Origin of the sequence: Ahrensia marina (assembly GCF_042140245.1) — a bacterium.
GTDB lineage: Bacteria > Pseudomonadota > Alphaproteobacteria > Rhizobiales > MH13 > MH13.
The window spans coordinates 134,941-151,082 of sequence record NZ_CP159483.1 but is presented as its reverse complement, the minus strand read 5'-3'; the positions used below and the strand labels follow the sequence as shown (position 1 = coordinate 151,082).

The 16,142-nt window shown below is 57.0% G+C and carries 17 protein-coding genes; 11 read left to right on the top strand and 6 right to left on the bottom strand.

Going from position 1 to position 16,142, the window contains the following annotated elements; all coding sequences use genetic code 11:
* Positions 1–143: 143 nt before the first annotated feature.
* The 8 genes from ABWH92_RS00760 to hisG all read left to right on the top strand — a co-directional run bounded on the left by ABWH92_RS00760 (position 144) and on the right by hisG (position 7,258).
* Entirely contained in the window at positions 144–896 is a 753-nt protein-coding gene (locus ABWH92_RS00760) for a protein phosphatase CheZ (RefSeq protein WP_375571237.1), read from the top strand.
* 180 nt (positions 897–1,076) lie between these two features.
* Positions 1,077–1,994, top strand: a complete 918-nt coding sequence (locus ABWH92_RS00755; protein WP_375571235.1) for a pirin family protein — start codon at positions 1,077–1,079, stop codon at positions 1,992–1,994.
* A gap of 120 nt (positions 1,995–2,114) precedes the next feature.
* Entirely contained in the window at positions 2,115–2,342 is a 228-nt protein-coding gene (locus ABWH92_RS00750) for a DUF2798 domain-containing protein (protein ID WP_375571233.1), read from the top strand.
* A gap of 85 nt (positions 2,343–2,427) precedes the next feature.
* The gene (locus tag ABWH92_RS00745) at positions 2,428–3,045 is read left to right on the top strand and encodes a DNA-3-methyladenine glycosylase I (protein WP_375571231.1); all 618 of its coding nucleotides are present in this window, start codon (positions 2,428–2,430) and stop codon (positions 3,043–3,045) included.
* A complete protein-coding gene (locus ABWH92_RS00740) occupies positions 3,042–3,296 on the top strand; it encodes a DUF3253 domain-containing protein (protein ID WP_375571229.1) in 255 nt (84 codons plus the stop codon). The genes ABWH92_RS00745 and ABWH92_RS00740 overlap by 4 nt, the downstream gene beginning before the upstream one ends.
* A 109-nt stretch (positions 3,297–3,405) precedes the next feature.
* A complete protein-coding gene (locus ABWH92_RS00735; RefSeq protein ID WP_375571227.1) occupies positions 3,406–5,184 on the top strand; it encodes a histidine--tRNA ligase in 1,779 nt (592 codons plus the stop codon).
* A complete protein-coding gene (locus ABWH92_RS00730; RefSeq protein WP_375571225.1) occupies positions 5,181–6,281 on the top strand; it encodes an ATP phosphoribosyltransferase regulatory subunit in 1,101 nt (366 codons plus the stop codon). Before ABWH92_RS00735 ends, ABWH92_RS00730 begins: the two co-directional genes overlap by 4 nt.
* Positions 6,281–7,258: an ATP phosphoribosyltransferase gene (gene hisG, locus ABWH92_RS00725; protein WP_375571223.1), complete on the top strand. Its 978-nt coding sequence runs from the start codon at positions 6,281–6,283 to the stop codon at positions 7,256–7,258. Before ABWH92_RS00730 ends, hisG begins: the two co-directional genes overlap by 1 nt.
* Before the next feature lie 195 nt (positions 7,259–7,453).
* On the opposite strand, the gene ABWH92_RS00720 is transcribed toward hisG, so the two are convergent.
* From ABWH92_RS00720 to ABWH92_RS00710, 3 genes are read right to left on the bottom strand one after another with little or no spacing between them, the layout of a single operon-like run.
* Positions 7,454–7,963 carry a DUF427 domain-containing protein gene (locus ABWH92_RS00720; protein ID WP_375571221.1) on the bottom strand — a complete coding sequence of 170 codons (510 nt, stop codon included), beginning with the start codon at positions 7,961–7,963 and terminating at the stop codon, positions 7,454–7,456.
* Between the two features lie 27 nt (positions 7,964–7,990).
* A complete protein-coding gene (locus tag ABWH92_RS00715; RefSeq protein WP_375571219.1) occupies positions 7,991–8,212 on the bottom strand; it encodes a hypothetical protein in 222 nt (73 codons plus the stop codon).
* A 29-nt stretch (positions 8,213–8,241) separates the two neighbouring features.
* On the bottom strand, positions 8,242–8,427 hold the full coding sequence (locus ABWH92_RS00710) for a hypothetical protein (protein ID WP_375571217.1): 186 nt from the start codon (positions 8,425–8,427) through the stop codon (positions 8,242–8,244).
* Positions 8,428–8,648: 221 nt separating this feature from the next.
* Here ABWH92_RS00710 and ABWH92_RS00705 point away from each other — a divergent pair, with 221 nt between their 5' ends.
* Entirely contained in the window at positions 8,649–9,335 is a 687-nt protein-coding gene (locus ABWH92_RS00705; RefSeq protein ID WP_375571215.1) for a Crp/Fnr family transcriptional regulator, read from the top strand.
* Between the two features lie 17 nt (positions 9,336–9,352).
* Here the strand turns inward: ABWH92_RS00705 and ABWH92_RS00700 are convergent, their stop codons facing one another.
* Positions 9,353–11,014, bottom strand: coding sequence for an autotransporter outer membrane beta-barrel domain-containing protein (locus tag ABWH92_RS00700; RefSeq protein WP_375571213.1), 1,662 nt, complete (start codon positions 11,012–11,014; stop codon positions 9,353–9,355).
* A gap of 239 nt (positions 11,015–11,253) precedes the next feature.
* Here ABWH92_RS00700 and ABWH92_RS00695 point away from each other — a divergent pair, with 239 nt between their 5' ends.
* Complete coding sequence (locus ABWH92_RS00695; protein WP_375571211.1) at positions 11,254–13,437, top strand: esterase-like activity of phytase family protein; 2,184 nt, start codon at positions 11,254–11,256, stop codon at positions 13,435–13,437.
* Positions 13,438–13,509: 72 nt separating this feature from the next.
* Here the strand turns inward: ABWH92_RS00695 and ABWH92_RS00690 are convergent, their stop codons facing one another.
* Together ABWH92_RS00690 and ABWH92_RS00685 are read right to left on the bottom strand one after the other, a co-directional pair.
* The gene (locus ABWH92_RS00690) at positions 13,510–14,286 is read right to left on the bottom strand and encodes an outer membrane protein (RefSeq protein ID WP_375571209.1); all 777 of its coding nucleotides are present in this window, start codon (positions 14,284–14,286) and stop codon (positions 13,510–13,512) included.
* Positions 14,287–14,537: 251 nt separating this feature from the next.
* Positions 14,538–15,332 (bottom strand): outer membrane protein, encoded by a 795-nt coding sequence (locus ABWH92_RS00685; RefSeq protein WP_375571207.1) that lies wholly within the window; start codon positions 15,330–15,332, stop codon positions 14,538–14,540.
* Positions 15,333–15,683: 351 nt separating this feature from the next.
* On the opposite strand from ABWH92_RS00685, the gene ABWH92_RS00680 reads away from it, so the two are divergent.
* The gene (locus ABWH92_RS00680; RefSeq protein ID WP_375571205.1) at positions 15,684–16,025 is read left to right on the top strand and encodes a VOC family protein; all 342 of its coding nucleotides are present in this window, start codon (positions 15,684–15,686) and stop codon (positions 16,023–16,025) included.
* Positions 16,026–16,142: the final 117 nt, after the last annotated feature.

Genomic DNA, 16,142 nt, shown 5'->3' with positions numbered 1-16,142 from the left:
CGTGCACGCGTTTTGGGCAAGCCTTGGCGGAGGTCTTGGTCTCCGTGCTGCCCCTAAGTGTATCACCGCATCTTCGCCAACCTCTTTTTAACGATCGCTCGTCTAGGTTGCGTGTCGGAGAGGCCGCGTAAAGGGTTGGGTACATGGCGCAAGCACAGCGCAAAGCATTTCGTATTGAAGCATCAATGAATGGGCAAACCGTCGGGACAGCGTCCGGTGGACAAGCCCTCTCGACTGGCCAAGACGCGTCGCCGTCCCTTGCCGGAGGGGATGCAGCGACAATCCTGCATGCGATTGCAGAGTTGAAGTCGATGATCGAGCCATCCGAGGAGCTGGATCAGGCGAAGATCGACAGTTTTCATAAAGAAATGGCCGAGGTGAAGCGCCTTGAGGCCGAAATGTCTGCAATCAGAGCTGCGATCCAACAGACCAAAACTGAGATTGCCACGCTGCACCAATCCGGTTTCCAGGGCAAAGAACTTGGCAAGGTGACCGATGAACTGGATGCCGTTGTCCAGGGGACGGAACAGGCGACCGAAGCAATCCTTGGCGCTGCTGAAACGATCGAAGATCGCGTTGGCAATCTCTCAGCCAAGCTGTCGGGCGATGACCAGGGTATGGCCAATGATGCGGCTGAGTCGGTGATGACAATCTTCGAGGCCTGCAACTTCCAGGATATTACCGGTCAACGCATTACTAAGGTTGTCAGGACCATGCGTTTCATTGAAGAGCGCATCGACTCCATGATGGAGATTTGGGGTGGCATGGAAAGCTTCGAAGAAGTTGCCACGCTGGATGTTGGTCCAAAAGGCGATGCTGCTCTGCTCAATGGCCCAGCCATGGAAGAAGATACCAACGTTGCCAGCCAAGACGATATCGACGCCCTGTTCGACTGATCTTTGATGGTCATGGCCGGATAAGTTCTGGCCATGACGTGATTGTTTCAGGTGTTCATTAAAGTCGAACAATGCGTCCTTTGCCGTTGCTCTATTGCAAAGGGTGATGAAGCCTTATCTTCCTTCTCAACGCGTCGGATGATCCTCATCTGCGGCGCACTGTTTTGAGGAGTTTGAACCATGAGCTTCCGCCCCGTTCTGCAAGAATCCAAAGCCGTTCCAACCATGGAAGGCGCTGGCGTGCATCTGCACCGCGCCTTTGGTTTTGGAGACACCGAGCTGTCCGACCCGTTTCTGCTGTTCGATGATTTCCGCAACGACATCCCGGAGCACTACGCCAAGGGTTTTCCGTGGCATCCGCATCGCGGCATCGAAACCATCACCTATGTGCTCGAAGGCGAGGTGGAACATGGCGACAGTCTGGGCAATCGCGGCACGCTGGGGGCAGGCTCGGTACAATGGATGACGGCCGGCTCCGGGATCATGCATCAGGAGATGCCACGCGGTAACGCCAAGGGTCAGATGCACGGGTTTCAGCTTTGGGCCAACTTGCCTTCCAGCTTGAAGATGACCACGCCGCGCTATCAAGACATCGCTGGCTCGGATGTTGAAGAGATCATCGATGATGATGGTACGCGCGTCAAAATCGTGATTGGCAATTTCTGGGGCAAGAAAGGCCCGGTCGATGGCATCGCCGCCGATCCGCTGTTCCTGGACATCTCCATGCCGCCCAACACGAAGAAGAGCTTTCCGGTGGAAACCTATGCGCGCACCTTCGCCTACATCTTTGGTGGGTCGGGCACGTTTCGTGATGCCTCCAACCCCATGGGTGTGAAGGTGGAAAAGGAATTTGCTGGCGAAGAGCTGAACATCCGCGATCTTTCAGGTGATCGCACGCTGGTGCATTTCGATTCAGGCAATGAGGTCGTTGCACGGTCGGGCCCTGAGGGCGTGCGCTTCCTGCTGGTGTCCGGCCAACCGCTCAAAGAACCGGTGGCGTGGCACGGCCCGATTGTCATGAACACCCGCGAAGAGCTGATGCAGGCCGTGCAGGACTTGCAAACGGGCAACTTCATCAAAGAGCAACCAGCGGCTTAGCGGTGACTGTTCTTTCGACACAGAACAGACAGCTCCGGGCTTGACCCCGAGCGTAACAGACAGTGATCATCGAAGCCCCGGACCAGCGCCGGGGCTTCATCTTTTTCTGAACGGCTCCCCATGATCCCTCAACGCTTCGCTCCCATCCTGTTCGGCTTCATTCTCTCCGGCCTCATGTCGCTGCTGGTTTCCGGCATTGCCACCTGGCGCGCGCTCGGCTTACCGCCAGAATTTGTTGCCGTTTGGATGGCAGCCTGGATCAACGCATGGATTGTCGCGTTTCCCGCTGTTTTGGTGGTGGCGCCTGTTACTCGGCGATTGGTGGCCAAGCTGGTGAAGGCACCCTGACAGATAAGGTGCTCTGACAGGAGTAGGTCAGGAGCGCGTCCTCAAACGGGTGGTGCGGCGATGAAAACTGAGAGACAACCAAGCCATGACCGATCAGACTGACGTCCCCCACCGCTGCTTCTGGGTTTCCGATGACCCGCTCTACGTCTCCTATCATGATGAGGAGTGGGGCAAGCATGTCACCAATGATCATCGCCTTTTTGAGAAAATCTGCCTTGAAGGGTTTCAGTCCGGCTTGTCCTGGCTGACCATCCTGAAAAAGCGCGAGAACTTTCGCGCCGCCTTTGATGGGTTCGACTTTGCCAAAATCGCTACCTACGGCGAGGCAGATGTGGAACGCCTTCTCGGTGATGCTGGCATTGTGCGCCACCAAGGCAAAATTCGCTCCACCATCAACAATGCTGGGCGAGCCTTGGAACTTGTTGAGGAGGCCGGATCATTGGCCGCGTTCTTCTGGCGTTACATCCCGCCATCTGATGAACGGCCGAAACGCAACACGTCGGAAGCTCTGCGCACCCTTGGCAAAACGCCAACATCCACGCAGCTTTCCAAAGACCTGAAAAAGCGCGGCTGGAGCTTTGTCGGTCCCACCACCTGCTATGCCTTCATGCAGGCTATGGGGCTGGTGAACGACCATGAGGAAGACTGCTTTCGCTATGCTGAGCAGGAAGCTGAGCGCGCGGCGTTCACTGTACCAAGGTGAACGGTCGTCTGCGCAAAGCGATTTTGCAGGCAGTCGCGGCTCTTGGCGCAAACAAAACCATTTGTCCCTCAGAAGTGGCGCGTGCTGCCTCGTCCGGCGGTGAAGCGTGGCGTGAGCTGATGCCAAAGGTTCGGGCAGAGGCACATCGCCTCCAAGCGGACGGTCTGATCGACGTCACGCAAAAGGGTAAGCCCGTCGATCCGTTAAGTGCCAAGGGGCCGATAAGGCTGGGTCTGCCACGCAAATCGTGAGGGCCGTTACCGTCGCACTGGGCGAGGGCATGGCAAACACGGCCAATGCTTGCATCGCACACCACACGCGTCTATCCCACGCGGGTTCCCCTTCATGGCAAGCCGCAGAATGTCTGACCCTCAAAACCAAAAGAAAAAGAAGCCGAAAAAACCTCAAAAGGTGAGAGCTCGTTTGCCTCGTGGTTTCGTCGACCGCGACGCTGGCGATATCCGCGCGCTTGATGAGATGATGGGCAGAATCCGTGAGGTGTATAAGCGCTACGGTTTCGACCCCGTCGAAACCCCTTTGTTTGAGTACACCGACACGCTTGGCAAGTTTCTGCCGGATACCGACCGACCCAATGAGGGCGTCTTTTCGGTGCAGGATGATGACGAACAATGGATGAGCCTGCGCTACGATCTTACCGCGCCGCTCGCCCGGTACGTCGCCGAAAACTATGACGCTCTGCCCAAGCCCTATCGCAGCTACCGGGCGGGCTATGTGTTCCGCAATGAGAAGCCAGGGCCGGGCCGTTTCCGCCAGTTCATGCAGTTCGATGCCGATAGTGTCGGCGCGCCAGGCGTCCAGGCGGACGCTGAAATGTGCATGATGATGGCTGACACGATGGAGGCTCTGGGTATCCCTCGCAGCCAATACGTTATCCGGGTCAACAATCGCAAAGTGCTCGATGGCGTTATGGAGTTGGTCGGCGTTAATGAAGAAGGTCAAAGACTTGCCGTCCTACGCGCCATCGATAAGCTGGATCGGGTGGGCGTCGAAGGCGTGGAACAGCTTTTGGGTCAGGGCCGCAAAGACGACAGCGGTGACTTCACCACGGGTGCTGGTCTTGTGAGCGAAGCGCGTGAGCGGCTGACGGGCTTGGTCAAGGAATACCGTTTGGCTGAGTTGGCCGACAGCTTGATCGACCGTGTCGGCATCAACCGTGAGCGCTCCGAAGAGATTATCGATGGGCTCAAGGAATACCTGCCCGTTGTTCTCTACAAGCAACTTGAGGCCGATGATCCGGATGTAAAGCGTCTGTCTGCGTCAGTTTCCTTGCCGCCCGAACAGGTGATCGAGCTCTTGCGGGCGCTTGGCTTGAAAGGCCCTGATCAACAGCCTTTCACCTACAACCGAGAAACCGACGAGCTTGAGCTAACAAACGAAGGGCGGGTCGATAAGCTCATTGGGTTGGTCGGCGACTCCAAGATTGGTCAAGAAGGCTTGGACGAGTTGCGCCAACTGGCCGCCATTCTGAGTGCCTGCGGCTATGAAGACCGTGTGCAGATTGCCGAATCAACAGTCCGTGGCCTCGAGTACTACACCGGCATGGTTTACGAAGCCGAGCTGCTCTTCCCCGTGACCAATGAGAAGGGCGAAGAGGTTGTCTTCGGCTCTGTGGGTGGCGGTGGGCGCTATGATGGTCTGGTTTCCCGCTTTCGCGGCGAGCCGGTGCCGGCGACAGGCTTTTCCATCGGCGTCTCGCGCTTGATGGCGGCGCTGAAAAACCTCGGCAAAATCTCCACCGAGACACCCCAAGGCCCGGTTGTGGTCTGTGTGATGGACCGCGATATTGATGCCCTGTCCGGCTACCAGAAGATGGTCCAAGAGCTGCGCCAGGCGGGGGTTCGTGCCGAGATGTTTCAGGGCAATCCCAAACAGTTCGGCAAACAGCTGCAATATGCTGACAGGCGCAACAGCCCGCTTTGCATTATTCAGGGCTCCAACGAACGCGAGCAGGGCATTGTGCAGATCAAAGACATGATCGAAGGCAAGCGCGAGGCGGCGGCGTTTGAGTCCAACGCCGACTACAAAGCCGCCCGTCCCGGCCAATATGAGGTGCCTGCTGATAGCCTTGTGGACGAGGTGAAAAAGCGCCTCGCTGAGCAAAAAGCAGACGCGTCATGAGTCGCCGTCAGATCATCGAACTTTTGGAAACCTCCGGCTACATGCCGGTGGAAACGCCAATCCTCCAGCCCGCCGATATCTTTCTCGATCTGGTGGGTGAGGATATCCGCACGCGCCTGTTTACCACCGAAGATCAGGCGGGTACCGAGCTTTGCCTGCGGCCCGAACTCACCATCCCCATCTGCCGCCATCACATGGAAACCGGCGAAGCCGAGCGACCAGCCAACTACGGTTATCTTGGCCCGGCGTTTCGCTTCCGGCCAGGTGAAAGTGGCGAGTTCAGTCAGGCAGGCATTGAAAGCATTGGGCGCGACGACACGCTTGCCGCCGACGCCGAAGTGATGGCGCTATCGGCTTCACTTGCCTCAGCCGGTGGACTCACCGATCCATCCATCACGCTGGGCGACTCCGCCATTTTCACGGCCTTTGTTGAGGGGCTGGGTTTCGCTCCGCGCGCGATCCGTCGCTTGCGTCGTGCGCTTGGCTCTCGCACTAGGGTCGAAGCTGCGCTGGCTGATGTCACAGCCACCGCTGACGATGACCAACCGGCTATGATGGCAGCTTTGGCGAGCGGCGATCCCGGTGAGACACGTGCTCTGGTCGAAGAGCTGATGAACTTGGCACGCATCCAACCCGTGGGTGGGCGCACATCCGCTGAAATCGCCGAACGGTTCATCGAAAAAGCAGCTCGCCAGTCTGCCGCGCCTATCAGCGAAGCAGCGATGACATGCCTGGAAGCGTTGATCCACTTGGAAGTACCTGCGCGCGAAGCAGCCAGCTTGCTCACCCGGCTGGCAAGTGTCGCATCGCTGCAGCTCGAGCCGATCATCGATCAATTCACTGCACGCCTTGATGCCTTCGAAGAGCGGAGCTTGCCTGTTTCCAGCATGACGTTCTGTGGCTGGTCTGGTGGCCGCCTCGACTACTACACAGGCTTCACATTCGAAATGCGTGGGTCAGAGGATCGCACCACGCCACCCGCTGTCTCCGGCGGGCGCTTTGATGGTTTGATGGAACGCTTGGGATCATCCAAAACCGTGCCCGCTGTTGGCGCAGCGCTCTGGCTTGATCGACTTCCCGAGGGAGGTGAAGCGTAGTGGTTGATACGTTGATCTTAGGGATACCGTCCAAAGGACGCCTGCAAGAGGCCACGATGACCTACTTCGAGCGGGCCGGACTTAAAATCGCCAAGAAGGGTGGCGCGCGTGACTACCGCGGCGTGATCAAAGGCTTGGACGACGTTGAGGTGGCGTTCCTGTCTGCCTCCGAGATCGCGGGAGAGCTGGCCGCTGGCACCGTGCACCTCGGTGTCACGGGGATGGATTTGGTTCACGAAAAAATCGCTGATCCCGACGCGACAACCGTTTCCGTTGCACCGCTCAACTTCGGGTTTGCCGATGTTGTGGTGGCTGTTCCCGACAGTTGGATTGATGTGCAAACAATGCACGATCTGGACGATGTGGCCGCCGGTTTCCGCGCCCGCCACGGTCGCCGCATGCGCCTGGCGACCAAATATGTGCGGCTGACGCGCAACTTCTTCCGCGCCCATGGCGTGGCTGATTATCGGATCGTAGAAAGCCTTGGCGCCACCGAAGGCGCTCCTGCATCAGGAGCCGCTGATCTTATCGTCGATATCACCACCACCGGCTCAACGCTCAGTGCAAACCATTTGCGTATCCTCTCTGACGGCGTGATCTTGAAGAGCGAGGCGACGCTTGTTGCCTCACGCCAGGCTGAGTGGGCGGGTAATGCTGCAGGCGCGCTGAAAGCCATGCTTTCACGCATCGCAGCGCAGGACCGTGCCGCTAGCATTTTTGAGGTGCGCACAGCCATCGGTGAGCAAACCAAAACGTTCCGCGAAGTGTCTGATCTTTTCGGGTGTACAGCCCCATTCGGCGCTGTGGCCGGTCAAGGCTCGCTGGTGCTGCATGTCGAGAAAGCCCGTATTTGGGAATTGACCGATTGGCTGCGCGCGCGCGGCGCAACGTCGATTACCATCGGCGAGTTGACCTACGTGCTCGATGGGTCTGCTGAAGCGTTTTCACCCGTCTTCGACGCGCTTGATATCAGCTAAAAAAATGGCCGTCCCCGGGGAGAGGACGGCCGAATGCCAAACCAGCGTATCGGGGAACGCATTGGCGAGGAGAAAGTGCGCTAGGGTGCCGACACCAGCTCGGGGGAACGCGTGTGACCCACACTCTCAAGGAAAAGTACGTAGGTTGATTGAAAGTGGATCAGCCAAAGCTGGAAAACATTTGCCGTTTTGCGTTTACCAATGATTGGAGCCGGGCGCGCCTTTGATGGGCCCGGTGATCCATGGCGTAACCCACCCACCGTAGAAGTTGCCCGGTTGTGGTGTGGCCTTGATCCCATCCACCAGACAACGGTCCATCGGGTGGCAGTAAAACGCCAAATGATCTTTGATCGCGGCAAACCGCTCTACAGGGGTGGGGTAGGTCCAGGCACTGGCGGCCAGTTTCTTGTCACCGCCGGTGACATCAAAGTAGCGCGCTGGGCCTTTCCATTCGCATACCGACCGTCTGGAGTTGGGCGTGAGCACATCCTCAGCAACATCCTCCGGCGGAATGTAGTAGGTCGGTGGATGGAAGGTTTCGAGCACGCGATACGCATTGCGAGTTGATGCGATGTCTTTGCCGCCCAGCGTGATCAAAATGGGATAGGGGACAGATTCTAGAAGAGGTGGGCGTGGATAGTCGCCGACATCCTCAATTGCGTGACGTGTTGTGGTTCCCTGAACGGGCAAGGTCTGTTTGGTCATACCCCAAATGTGGGGCGTCAAAACTGCTTAGCAAGTTGGGCGCAGCACCAGAATGCGTGCATCATGATCGGGATGGGTCACCCGATGGGGCTGAAGCGAGCAACGTTCAACACTGCGCTCCAGACCAGGTCGCTCGCTGGCCTGCGTCTCAATCTCCGTCCCACGGGCCTCTGCACCACCGACCAAGGCTACAACCAGCCCAGAGAGGACAAAGGCACCAGTAAGGGCAATGAGTGTGAGGCGGGACATCAGCTGAGGCCTTGTTTGGATCGGTCGGTTTAGTTCGTGGCTGGCGCGGTCATCGCAGCAAGAACATCTGCGCCAGTGACGACACTGTTTGTGCTTGCTTGCGCGCCCTGATCGAATGTTGCGACCAGAACGAAAGCAGCCAGAACAGTCATGCTGAAGACGGTGGTGAGGAACATGCGGGTCATCGGGTCGCTCCAGGGTTTATGGTTGCTCATTGGTTAACGTGATCCTGGTGTAGTACGTGCTGTCGTTGGCCACTGTGTTGACCATCACAGGAATGACGATGGGCAATCTTCGCCCCAGACACTGGACGAAAACCCCGCAATAGGCTTTCTTGTCGCCTTCCTAACTGGCCGTTCGGTCCAGAACGCGGCGCAGATGCGGTCATGCTGTGCACCTTCAGCGGCAAGAAGGTGATCTGAGGAGACAAACAACAATGCATGGGGCGAACATCTTCACCGAGAGCTTGGCTCTGGCTGGGCTGGACCCGGACTTGGCCACAGGGTTGTCCGACCTTGCGCGCGAGATGACGCTCTCAACCAATGAAGTTTTGTTCGTTGCCGGCGATCCCGGCGACTCCATGTACGCCATCTTAGAAGGCAGCTTGAAGGTGGCGGTGATTTCCGCTGAAGGTTCAGAGCAGTTGCTGGCCATTTTGGGCCCTGGCCACGTGGTGGGCGAAATGGCTTTGTTGGACGGAGAAGCGCGATCCGCCACCGTCCAGGCGATCAAGAAGTCAAAGGTAGCCAGGATAGACAAAGCCGATTTCGATCGTTTTTCCGACGCCAACCCCGCCGTGTATCGCCACATGCTCTCTTTGGTTTCGCAGCGTCTACGCCAAGCCAATGATGTTCTGGCCGCACGCTCTTTCTTGCCTTTGCCAGGCCGCGTTGCGGTCGCGCTGCTTCAGTTGGGAGAAACCTTCGGCAAAGAACTGCCCGATGATCGGCTGCTGGTCCACTACAAGGTGAGCCAAGCCGATCTGGCAGGTATGGTCGGTGCAGCGCGCGAGAATGTGTCCCGAATCCTCAACACCTGGAAGCGTGACGGGCTGATTTCGCGGATTTCAGGCTATTACTGCATCGAAAAGCCCAGTGAGCTTGAGCGCCTCAAGGCAATGTAAAGCCCGCTTGAGCGTAATCAGTTGAACGGGATGCGGATCTTGCCGGAGCCAGAATAGCTGGTGAAGGTACCTGAACCCAAACCGCCAACATCGCCATCAAAGCTGACAGACCAGCCATTGAGCAGCGTGGTGGTGACGCCAAGCGCGACACGAGCTGACAACAGGCCATCAAAATCTGGCAGGGTTGTATCGGTCTGGACCTCTGTTGAAAGGTCGTACTCACCGTGAAGGGAGGCATAGAAAGACCAAGAGCCGGTAGCATCGTCAGAAAACGCGTAACGCAGTCTTGGCCCAATCGAGAGGCGGCCTGAATCCACCACATTCGCCGCCACGCCGGTGCCATCGGACAGGTCATAGGCGTCCTGTCGTTCGTGGGCATAAAAAACCTTGGCATTCGGCTCAAAGAAAAAGCCGTCGGCAATCTCATACTGGCCAGTGGCGTTCACCGATATCATGGTTCGGGTCGCATCGGTCGAGCCAGTGGCCGTTCCAGACCGATTGTCATAATCAAGCCAGGCATGGGTCAGGAAACCGTCCAGAACAATGCTCTCAGCAAGCCGAACACCAACATACGCTCCCAGTGAAAGGCCGGCACCATCGAAGGCCCCATCATTGGTCTGAAAGGTGAAATCACCATTCTCATAGCCACCCAACAAACCAATCAGCACATCATCAGTTAGGAGATAATCGAAGCCGACAACGCCGTTCCAGGTGTCGCCGGAAAAGGCATCGCCGTCATAGTGGGTGAAGGTGCCACGTGCCCAAACGTTAAACCGTGGCGCGTCATTCAGACCCTGCGCCGTGGCAGGTTGAGGTGAGGACATGAAACCAAGCGCATGGGCAGCATCCTCCTCAGCACGGTCTGGGCTGGCAGACACCATCTCAATGGCACCCAAGGCACTGTCGGTTTCATACATCGCCAGACGTTGGGCCCGCCTGTCGCGTGCCGCGTGACCAATGCCGTGCAGGCTGACATAGGCCGAAAGCGACGAGCCGTTGCTGGCAAAGCTCGCCTGTGTGCCGTCACCGCCTGAAAAACGCTCAGCAATGGCATTGCCGACGCCTGTTGAAATGTTGTTGCCGGCCTGCTGAAACAGGATATTGGCCCCGGTGGTTTGTTGTGAACTTTGCTGTTCAGTGGCGGCGGCAATTTCTACTATGAAGGCACGTATCGTGTTGCCGCTTACCACGATACGGAACTGATAGCGCAGCCCATCAAAGCTGAAGACAAACGTACCATTGGCGTTGGCAGCAGGTATCTGCGTCCCAGACACATAAGGCGCGCCGTTAAACGTGGCATCGTGAACATTCGCGCCAAGGGAAAAGCTGGTCCCGGCGGTGAAGCCTTCGTCGCCACTGGTCAGCAAATTGTTGACCAAGAGGATTCCGTTGGGTGTTGAGATAGTGGCCGTTAGATCATAAACGGTACCGGCCTCAACCCCTCCGCAGGTGTTGGCGTCAAAATTGAGAAAAACAATGGCCGCTTGAAAATTGTCCGGGGTTCCATCATTTTCCTGATCTTGGTCATCAGGAAAATCAGGCGCGCCAGTGCAGACGAGCCCCTCCGGCGATGTCTGCGCCATGACCGGACCGCCGGTTGCTAAAACCATCGATAGTGACGCGAGCCACACTGCCATGATCGCGGTGCCAACGGTTCTGCGCACGGTCTTCTGCCCCACCAATGAATTTCCTTGCCCAACCCTATCGATGCGGATTGGTAGCACCCAACAACGAATCACAAAAACTCTTAGCAACAAAGGTTAACAGAAAGATCAAAAGTATAGAGGGGAAGATCTGCATGCGAGCAGGAGAGGTTTGCTCGTTGCCTTCGAACTGTTCGTGGGCTTCCCCAACGTCATGAATTTGTCGCGCGCGCTTGTTAGCGCCTTCTCCCACCACTCATATTGGGAGATAGACCATGACCCTACCGCTTTCGCGCGCCGCCGCGCTGGGCGCTGCTTTGGCCGCGACAACCATGCTGGCTGGCCCGGCTGCTGCTGACAGTGCCTTCAACCGCATCGCAACCTTCCCGGTGCTTGAAAATCTTCCAGCTGAGCGCGACGCAGACGGTGAAACGGTGGCCGAAATCATTGCCGCTTCTGACGATGGCATGACGTTGATCTACACCGACAGCGAACAAGAAGCGTTGGGTTTCATTGATATCACCTCGCCAGCCTCGCCCGTCGCAGCCGGTTTTGTCGTGCTGCCCGGCGAACCGACATCTGTGTCGGTATCGGGGAACATTGCGTTGGTCGCGGTGAATGAATCCCAAGACTATGTGAATGTTGCCGGTGACCTGATTGCTGTCGATATCGCGACGCAAGAGATCGTCGCCACATGCGCCTTGGGCGGCCAGCCTGACTCCATCGCAACGGGCGAGGGTTTTGTGGCCATCGCTATCGAGAACGAGCGTGATGAAGATCTCAATGACGGTGTTATCCCACAACTTCCTGCTGGCAATTTGACACTGGTTGATCTTGATGAAGGCGTTCCGGTCTGTGACACCCTTTCAACCGTTGATCTCACTGGGCTTGCCGATGTTGCGCCCTCTGACCCTGAGCCAGAGTTTGTCGCCATCAATGGCACCTCAGTGGTTATCACCATCCAAGAAAACAACCATCTGGTGGTGGTCGACCAGGCAACAGGCGAGGTAACGGCGAGCTTCTCAGCCGGTGCTGTCGATCTAACCATGATCGACACCGAAGAGGAGGGTGTCATCCGCCCTGTTGAAAGTGTTGCAGGTCTCGTTCGTGAACCCGACGCAGTGAAGTGGCTCGACGATGCGCATTTCGTCACCGCCAATGAAGGTGACTATGAAGGCGGATCGCGAGGCTTCACCATCTTCAACGTCGACGGAAGCATCATTTACGACAGCGGCTCTGATCTTGAGCACCTTGCCATGCGTCTCGGTCACTATCCTGAAGAGCGTTCAGGCAACAAGGGAGCCGAACCTGAGGGTATCGAAGTAGCAACCTTTGGCGACACGCCGATGGTCTTTGTTGGTATGGAGCGTGCCGGTCTTATAGCCGTCTACGATGCCACTGATCCGGCAGCGCCAGTCTATCAGCAAGCCATTCCGGCCGGCATTGGGCCGGAAGGTTTGCTGGCTATTCCAAGCCGCGATCTTTTCGTTGTCGCCAATGAGGCTGATCTGGTGGAAGATAATGGTGCCCGCTCGTCAGTGATGATCTACCGTTTGGATGATGGCGATGCTGCCTACCCGACCATTCAGTCTGCCGATGATAGGGGCGCGCCAATACCGTTTGCTGCGCTGTCCGGTTTGGCAGCTCACCCTAGTGATGCGTCAACCCTGTTCGCCGTCTCTGACTCCTTCCTGACAGAAGCAGCGATTTATCGGATCGATGCGTCCGAGATGCCTGGCACGATCACCGAGCGCTTGGTTGTCTCGATGGACGGCACCCCCGTTGAGAACCTTGACTTGGAGGGCGTTGCGGTGGCCGCCGACGGCGGATTCTGGCTGGCGTCTGAAGGTCATCGAGATCGCGATCGTCCGAACCAGATCATCAAAACCGATGCGACTGGCAGCGTTGAGGAGATGATCGCTCTGCCAGAGGCATTGATCGGTGGCTGGGAGCGTTTCGGCCTAGAAGGTGTCACCGTTGATGGTGATATGGTTTGGGTGGCCCAACAGCGCTCTTGGGGCGATGACGATGTCGGTCAGGTGAAGCTGATGGGCTACAACACGGCGACGGGTGACTGGTCCGCTGTTTCGTATCAGCTGGATGATCCCGAGCGCGGTTGGGTTGGCTTGTCGGAGATCACAGCTGTCGGGGATGGTCGCTTTTTGATTGTGGAACGTGACAATCAGATTGGTGCCAATGCCACCGTCAAACGCCTGTACGTCATCGATATGAACGGCGTTGAACCGACTATGACCGCTGCAGATGCGCCACTGGTCGAGAAAGTCCTGGTGCGCGATCTGATGGCCGATTTGGAAAACGCCAACGGCTATATTCTTGATAAAGTCGAAGGCTTCACCATCGCCGCTGACGGAACAGCCTACATCATCACTGACAATGATGGTGTCGATGACCACTCAGGCGAAACACAGTTCATCAACCTTGGGCAGCTCTCTTTTTAGAGCTAAGGGGCGAACCAACGAAAAAGGGCGGCCACTGGCCGCCCTTTCTGTATCCAGTCTGGGTTTCTCAGATCAGAAACGATAGCGCAGACCAACCAGACCCTGGGTTGAGTTGAGGTCGGTTGAACTGGTAACCGAACCGCCTGCGGCCGTTGACGTCAAATCAACATCCATGATGCTCTGATAGCGCACCATGCCTTCAAGCGTGAGATTGCTGGTGAGGTCATACCCAACACCACCGGCAAGCTGCCAGGCAAATTTGGTGTCGTCATCATCCATTACGACTGTGCCACCAGCACCATGGTCATTAAAGTTGACCTGCGCCATGCCGAGGCCAACGCCGGCGAAGGGCCGGAAAGCGCCTAGATTGGCGTCAACATAGGCGTTCACCATGCCCGTGAAGGCGGTAGTGTCACCAGTTGGCGACGCCAGCGAGGCTCCGAGCTGAGAATGACCTTCAACCTCGAAACTGGAGTAGCCCAGCTCGGCTTCAATGCGACCGCCAAAGCCTGGGAAAAACTCCATCTCGTAGCCAGCAAAAGCAGATCCGGTCAGATTCCAGTCTTCATAGGTGTTGGTAATTATCCCAGCACCAGGAGCTGTTGAGTTGAAGCTGGTGTCATCCACCCAGGCCGTACCACCGCGAACACCCACATAGGGGCCGAAGCGCGAAAAGCTGGTCTGCACACGCTCTTCCACGTAGGGAGCTGGGGCAGGTGTGTAGGTTTGTGGAATGTCTGCAGCGCGGGCTTGGCCAGCCAACAGGCCGCCAAGCGCGCCAACCGTCACGGTCAGCGCCAGAGCTACCGGGCGCCTGGTGCTCTGATTGAAAGATTGAAGATACGTCATACTAGGGTTCTCCCCACGCAAAGTGTTCAAGGGGCACACAGGTCCCGTCCGGGCCGTGAGCTGGGGAGGAAATGACGCTCAATTGCGCCCGATGTTCGCGCGCTCCGTGGCAGGTTGGTGGTGTTTGCGCGGCGAAAGAGTGACGGAAAAAAGGCAAGGTGCTCAACAGGTCGCAACCTATTGATTTTATTATACTAAGGCGCGGAGATCGCTTAAGGTTTTGGTAACCCTATGTGATGTCTTGGGCTGCATCAGAAGCTGTAGCGCGCGCCCAACAGTATTTGTGTTGAAGCCAGATCAAGGGTCGAAACTGGACCGGTTGAAGACACCAATTCCAGGTCTGTAACTTCTTGATAGCGCACCATTGCTTCAAGGGTCAGTTCGTTCGTGACATCAAAACCAACGCCCGCCATCACCTGCCAAGCCAGGCCGTTCTCGGTATCATCCATGACGCCGAGACTGCCGGTAACGCCGTGGTTGTCAATGCCAACCCGTGCAACGCCGATACCGCCGCCAATAAACGGTCGAAAGGCGCCAAGGTTGTAGTCGATGTAGAGATTGGCCATGGCCGTAAAGGCATCCGTTGAGCCAAAGGAATTGGCCGCCGTGATGTGTGTTCCGGCCACGGTGTGCGTATCAACATCCAGCTGGCTGTATCCAACTTCGGCTTCCACACGTGCGCCCGCACCAAAATAGAGGTCTGGCAGTTCAAAGCCTAAGAATAGCGATCCTGTAAGACCTGTTTCGTACTCGTTTTCGACCGTGCTTGGACCAGTGATGGTAAACTGGGTGTCGTCGGCCAAAACAGCGCCAGCGCGTCCACCAGCGTAAAATCCAGCTTCGCGGAACGCATCGTCAAAGCGCTCAATTACAGGCGCGTCTGGAAAATCCGAAAAGTCATCGGCAGAAATCGCTGCCGTTGCCCCAAAACCAGAAAAAACGGTGAGGGCCAGCAAGCCCCAGAAAAACCGACGCACCATGCGCTCGCACTCCACTGAAAGACAGGCGCGGACGAGGGCGCCTGACACGCAAACAATGGCGATCATGGTGAACGGTTAAGGTTAACAAGCGGTTGTTCCGAAGCGAAAGCGCAGGAACAGAGCAAACAGGAATGGCGGTTGTCACGAGCCACCTGCGAGTGACAGAGCCAAGAGCAATAGGCGGCTGCCTGGCGGTCGTTCGGAGCGCAGCGAGGAACGGAGCCAAGGGGATGCGCGGCTGTCACTCGGAAGGGCAAGGAACAGAGCCAAGAGCAATGAGCCGTTGTCTAGCGGTCGTGTCGCAGAGCACCAAGCGGTAGCGACTGAATGGCAGTCACGTGTCAGCAGAAGCGCTGGCTCGATGGACTCAGGTGCGCCGTTGCTGCTTTTTCCAAGGAGCATGAAAGGACATCTGCGATGACAGCCAAACAACGCGTGACAATCGATTATGTGGAGTTCACCTCACCGAATCTGGAGAAGAGCCAGGCGTTTTTCTCGCAGACTTTCGGGTGGGAGTATGTGGACTATGGACCTGATTACAAAGACATCCAGGGTGCCGGTCTAGGCGGGGGTATCGAGCGTGGCGATCTTCGTGCGCCGCTTATTGTTCTCAAAGCTGATGATTTGGACGCGATGCTGGAAGAAGTGCGCACGGCAGGCGCTGAGATCACCAAAGAGATTTTTGATTTTCCTGGTGGTCGTCGCTTCCAGTTCAAAGAGCCGGGCGGCACTGAAATGGCCGTTTGGAAAGAGGCGTAGACATCAAGGCTGCCCATTCCTGAGCTTAGTCGTGGACCGGCCCTAAGGCTGGGAGCGGACGTCATGCGCAAAGAACAAAAGGCGGGCATCGCTGCCCGCCTTCGTTGTTTCGTATCG

Bases quoted from the DNA above. Each gene is read 5' to 3' on its own strand.
- ABWH92_RS00760 (WP_375571237.1), top strand. From the start codon at position 144: ATGGCGCAAGCACAGCGCAAAGCATTTCGTATTGAAGCATCAATGAAT.
- ABWH92_RS00755 (WP_375571235.1), top strand. From the start codon at position 1,077: ATGAGCTTCCGCCCCGTTCTGCAAGAATCCAAAGCCGTTCCAACCATG.
- ABWH92_RS00750 (WP_375571233.1), top strand. From the start codon at position 2,115: ATGATCCCTCAACGCTTCGCTCCCATCCTGTTCGGCTTCATTCTCTCC.
- ABWH92_RS00745 (WP_375571231.1), top strand. From the start codon at position 2,428: ATGACCGATCAGACTGACGTCCCCCACCGCTGCTTCTGGGTTTCCGAT.
- ABWH92_RS00735 (WP_375571227.1), top strand. From the start codon at position 3,406: ATGTCTGACCCTCAAAACCAAAAGAAAAAGAAGCCGAAAAAACCTCAA.
- ABWH92_RS00730 (WP_375571225.1), top strand. From the start codon at position 5,181: ATGAGTCGCCGTCAGATCATCGAACTTTTGGAAACCTCCGGCTACATG.
- ABWH92_RS00720 (WP_375571221.1), bottom strand. From the start codon at position 7,963: ATGACCAAACAGACCTTGCCCGTTCAGGGAACCACAACACGTCACGCA.
- ABWH92_RS00715 (WP_375571219.1), bottom strand. From the start codon at position 8,212: ATGTCCCGCCTCACACTCATTGCCCTTACTGGTGCCTTTGTCCTCTCT.
- ABWH92_RS00710 (WP_375571217.1), bottom strand. From the start codon at position 8,427: ATGAGCAACCATAAACCCTGGAGCGACCCGATGACCCGCATGTTCCTC.
- ABWH92_RS00705 (WP_375571215.1), top strand. From the start codon at position 8,649: ATGCATGGGGCGAACATCTTCACCGAGAGCTTGGCTCTGGCTGGGCTG.
- ABWH92_RS00695 (WP_375571211.1), top strand. From the start codon at position 11,254: ATGACCCTACCGCTTTCGCGCGCCGCCGCGCTGGGCGCTGCTTTGGCC.
- ABWH92_RS00690 (WP_375571209.1), bottom strand. From the start codon at position 14,286: ATGACGTATCTTCAATCTTTCAATCAGAGCACCAGGCGCCCGGTAGCT.
- ABWH92_RS00685 (WP_375571207.1), bottom strand. From the start codon at position 15,332: ATGATCGCCATTGTTTGCGTGTCAGGCGCCCTCGTCCGCGCCTGTCTT.
- ABWH92_RS00680 (WP_375571205.1), top strand. From the start codon at position 15,684: ATGACAGCCAAACAACGCGTGACAATCGATTATGTGGAGTTCACCTCA.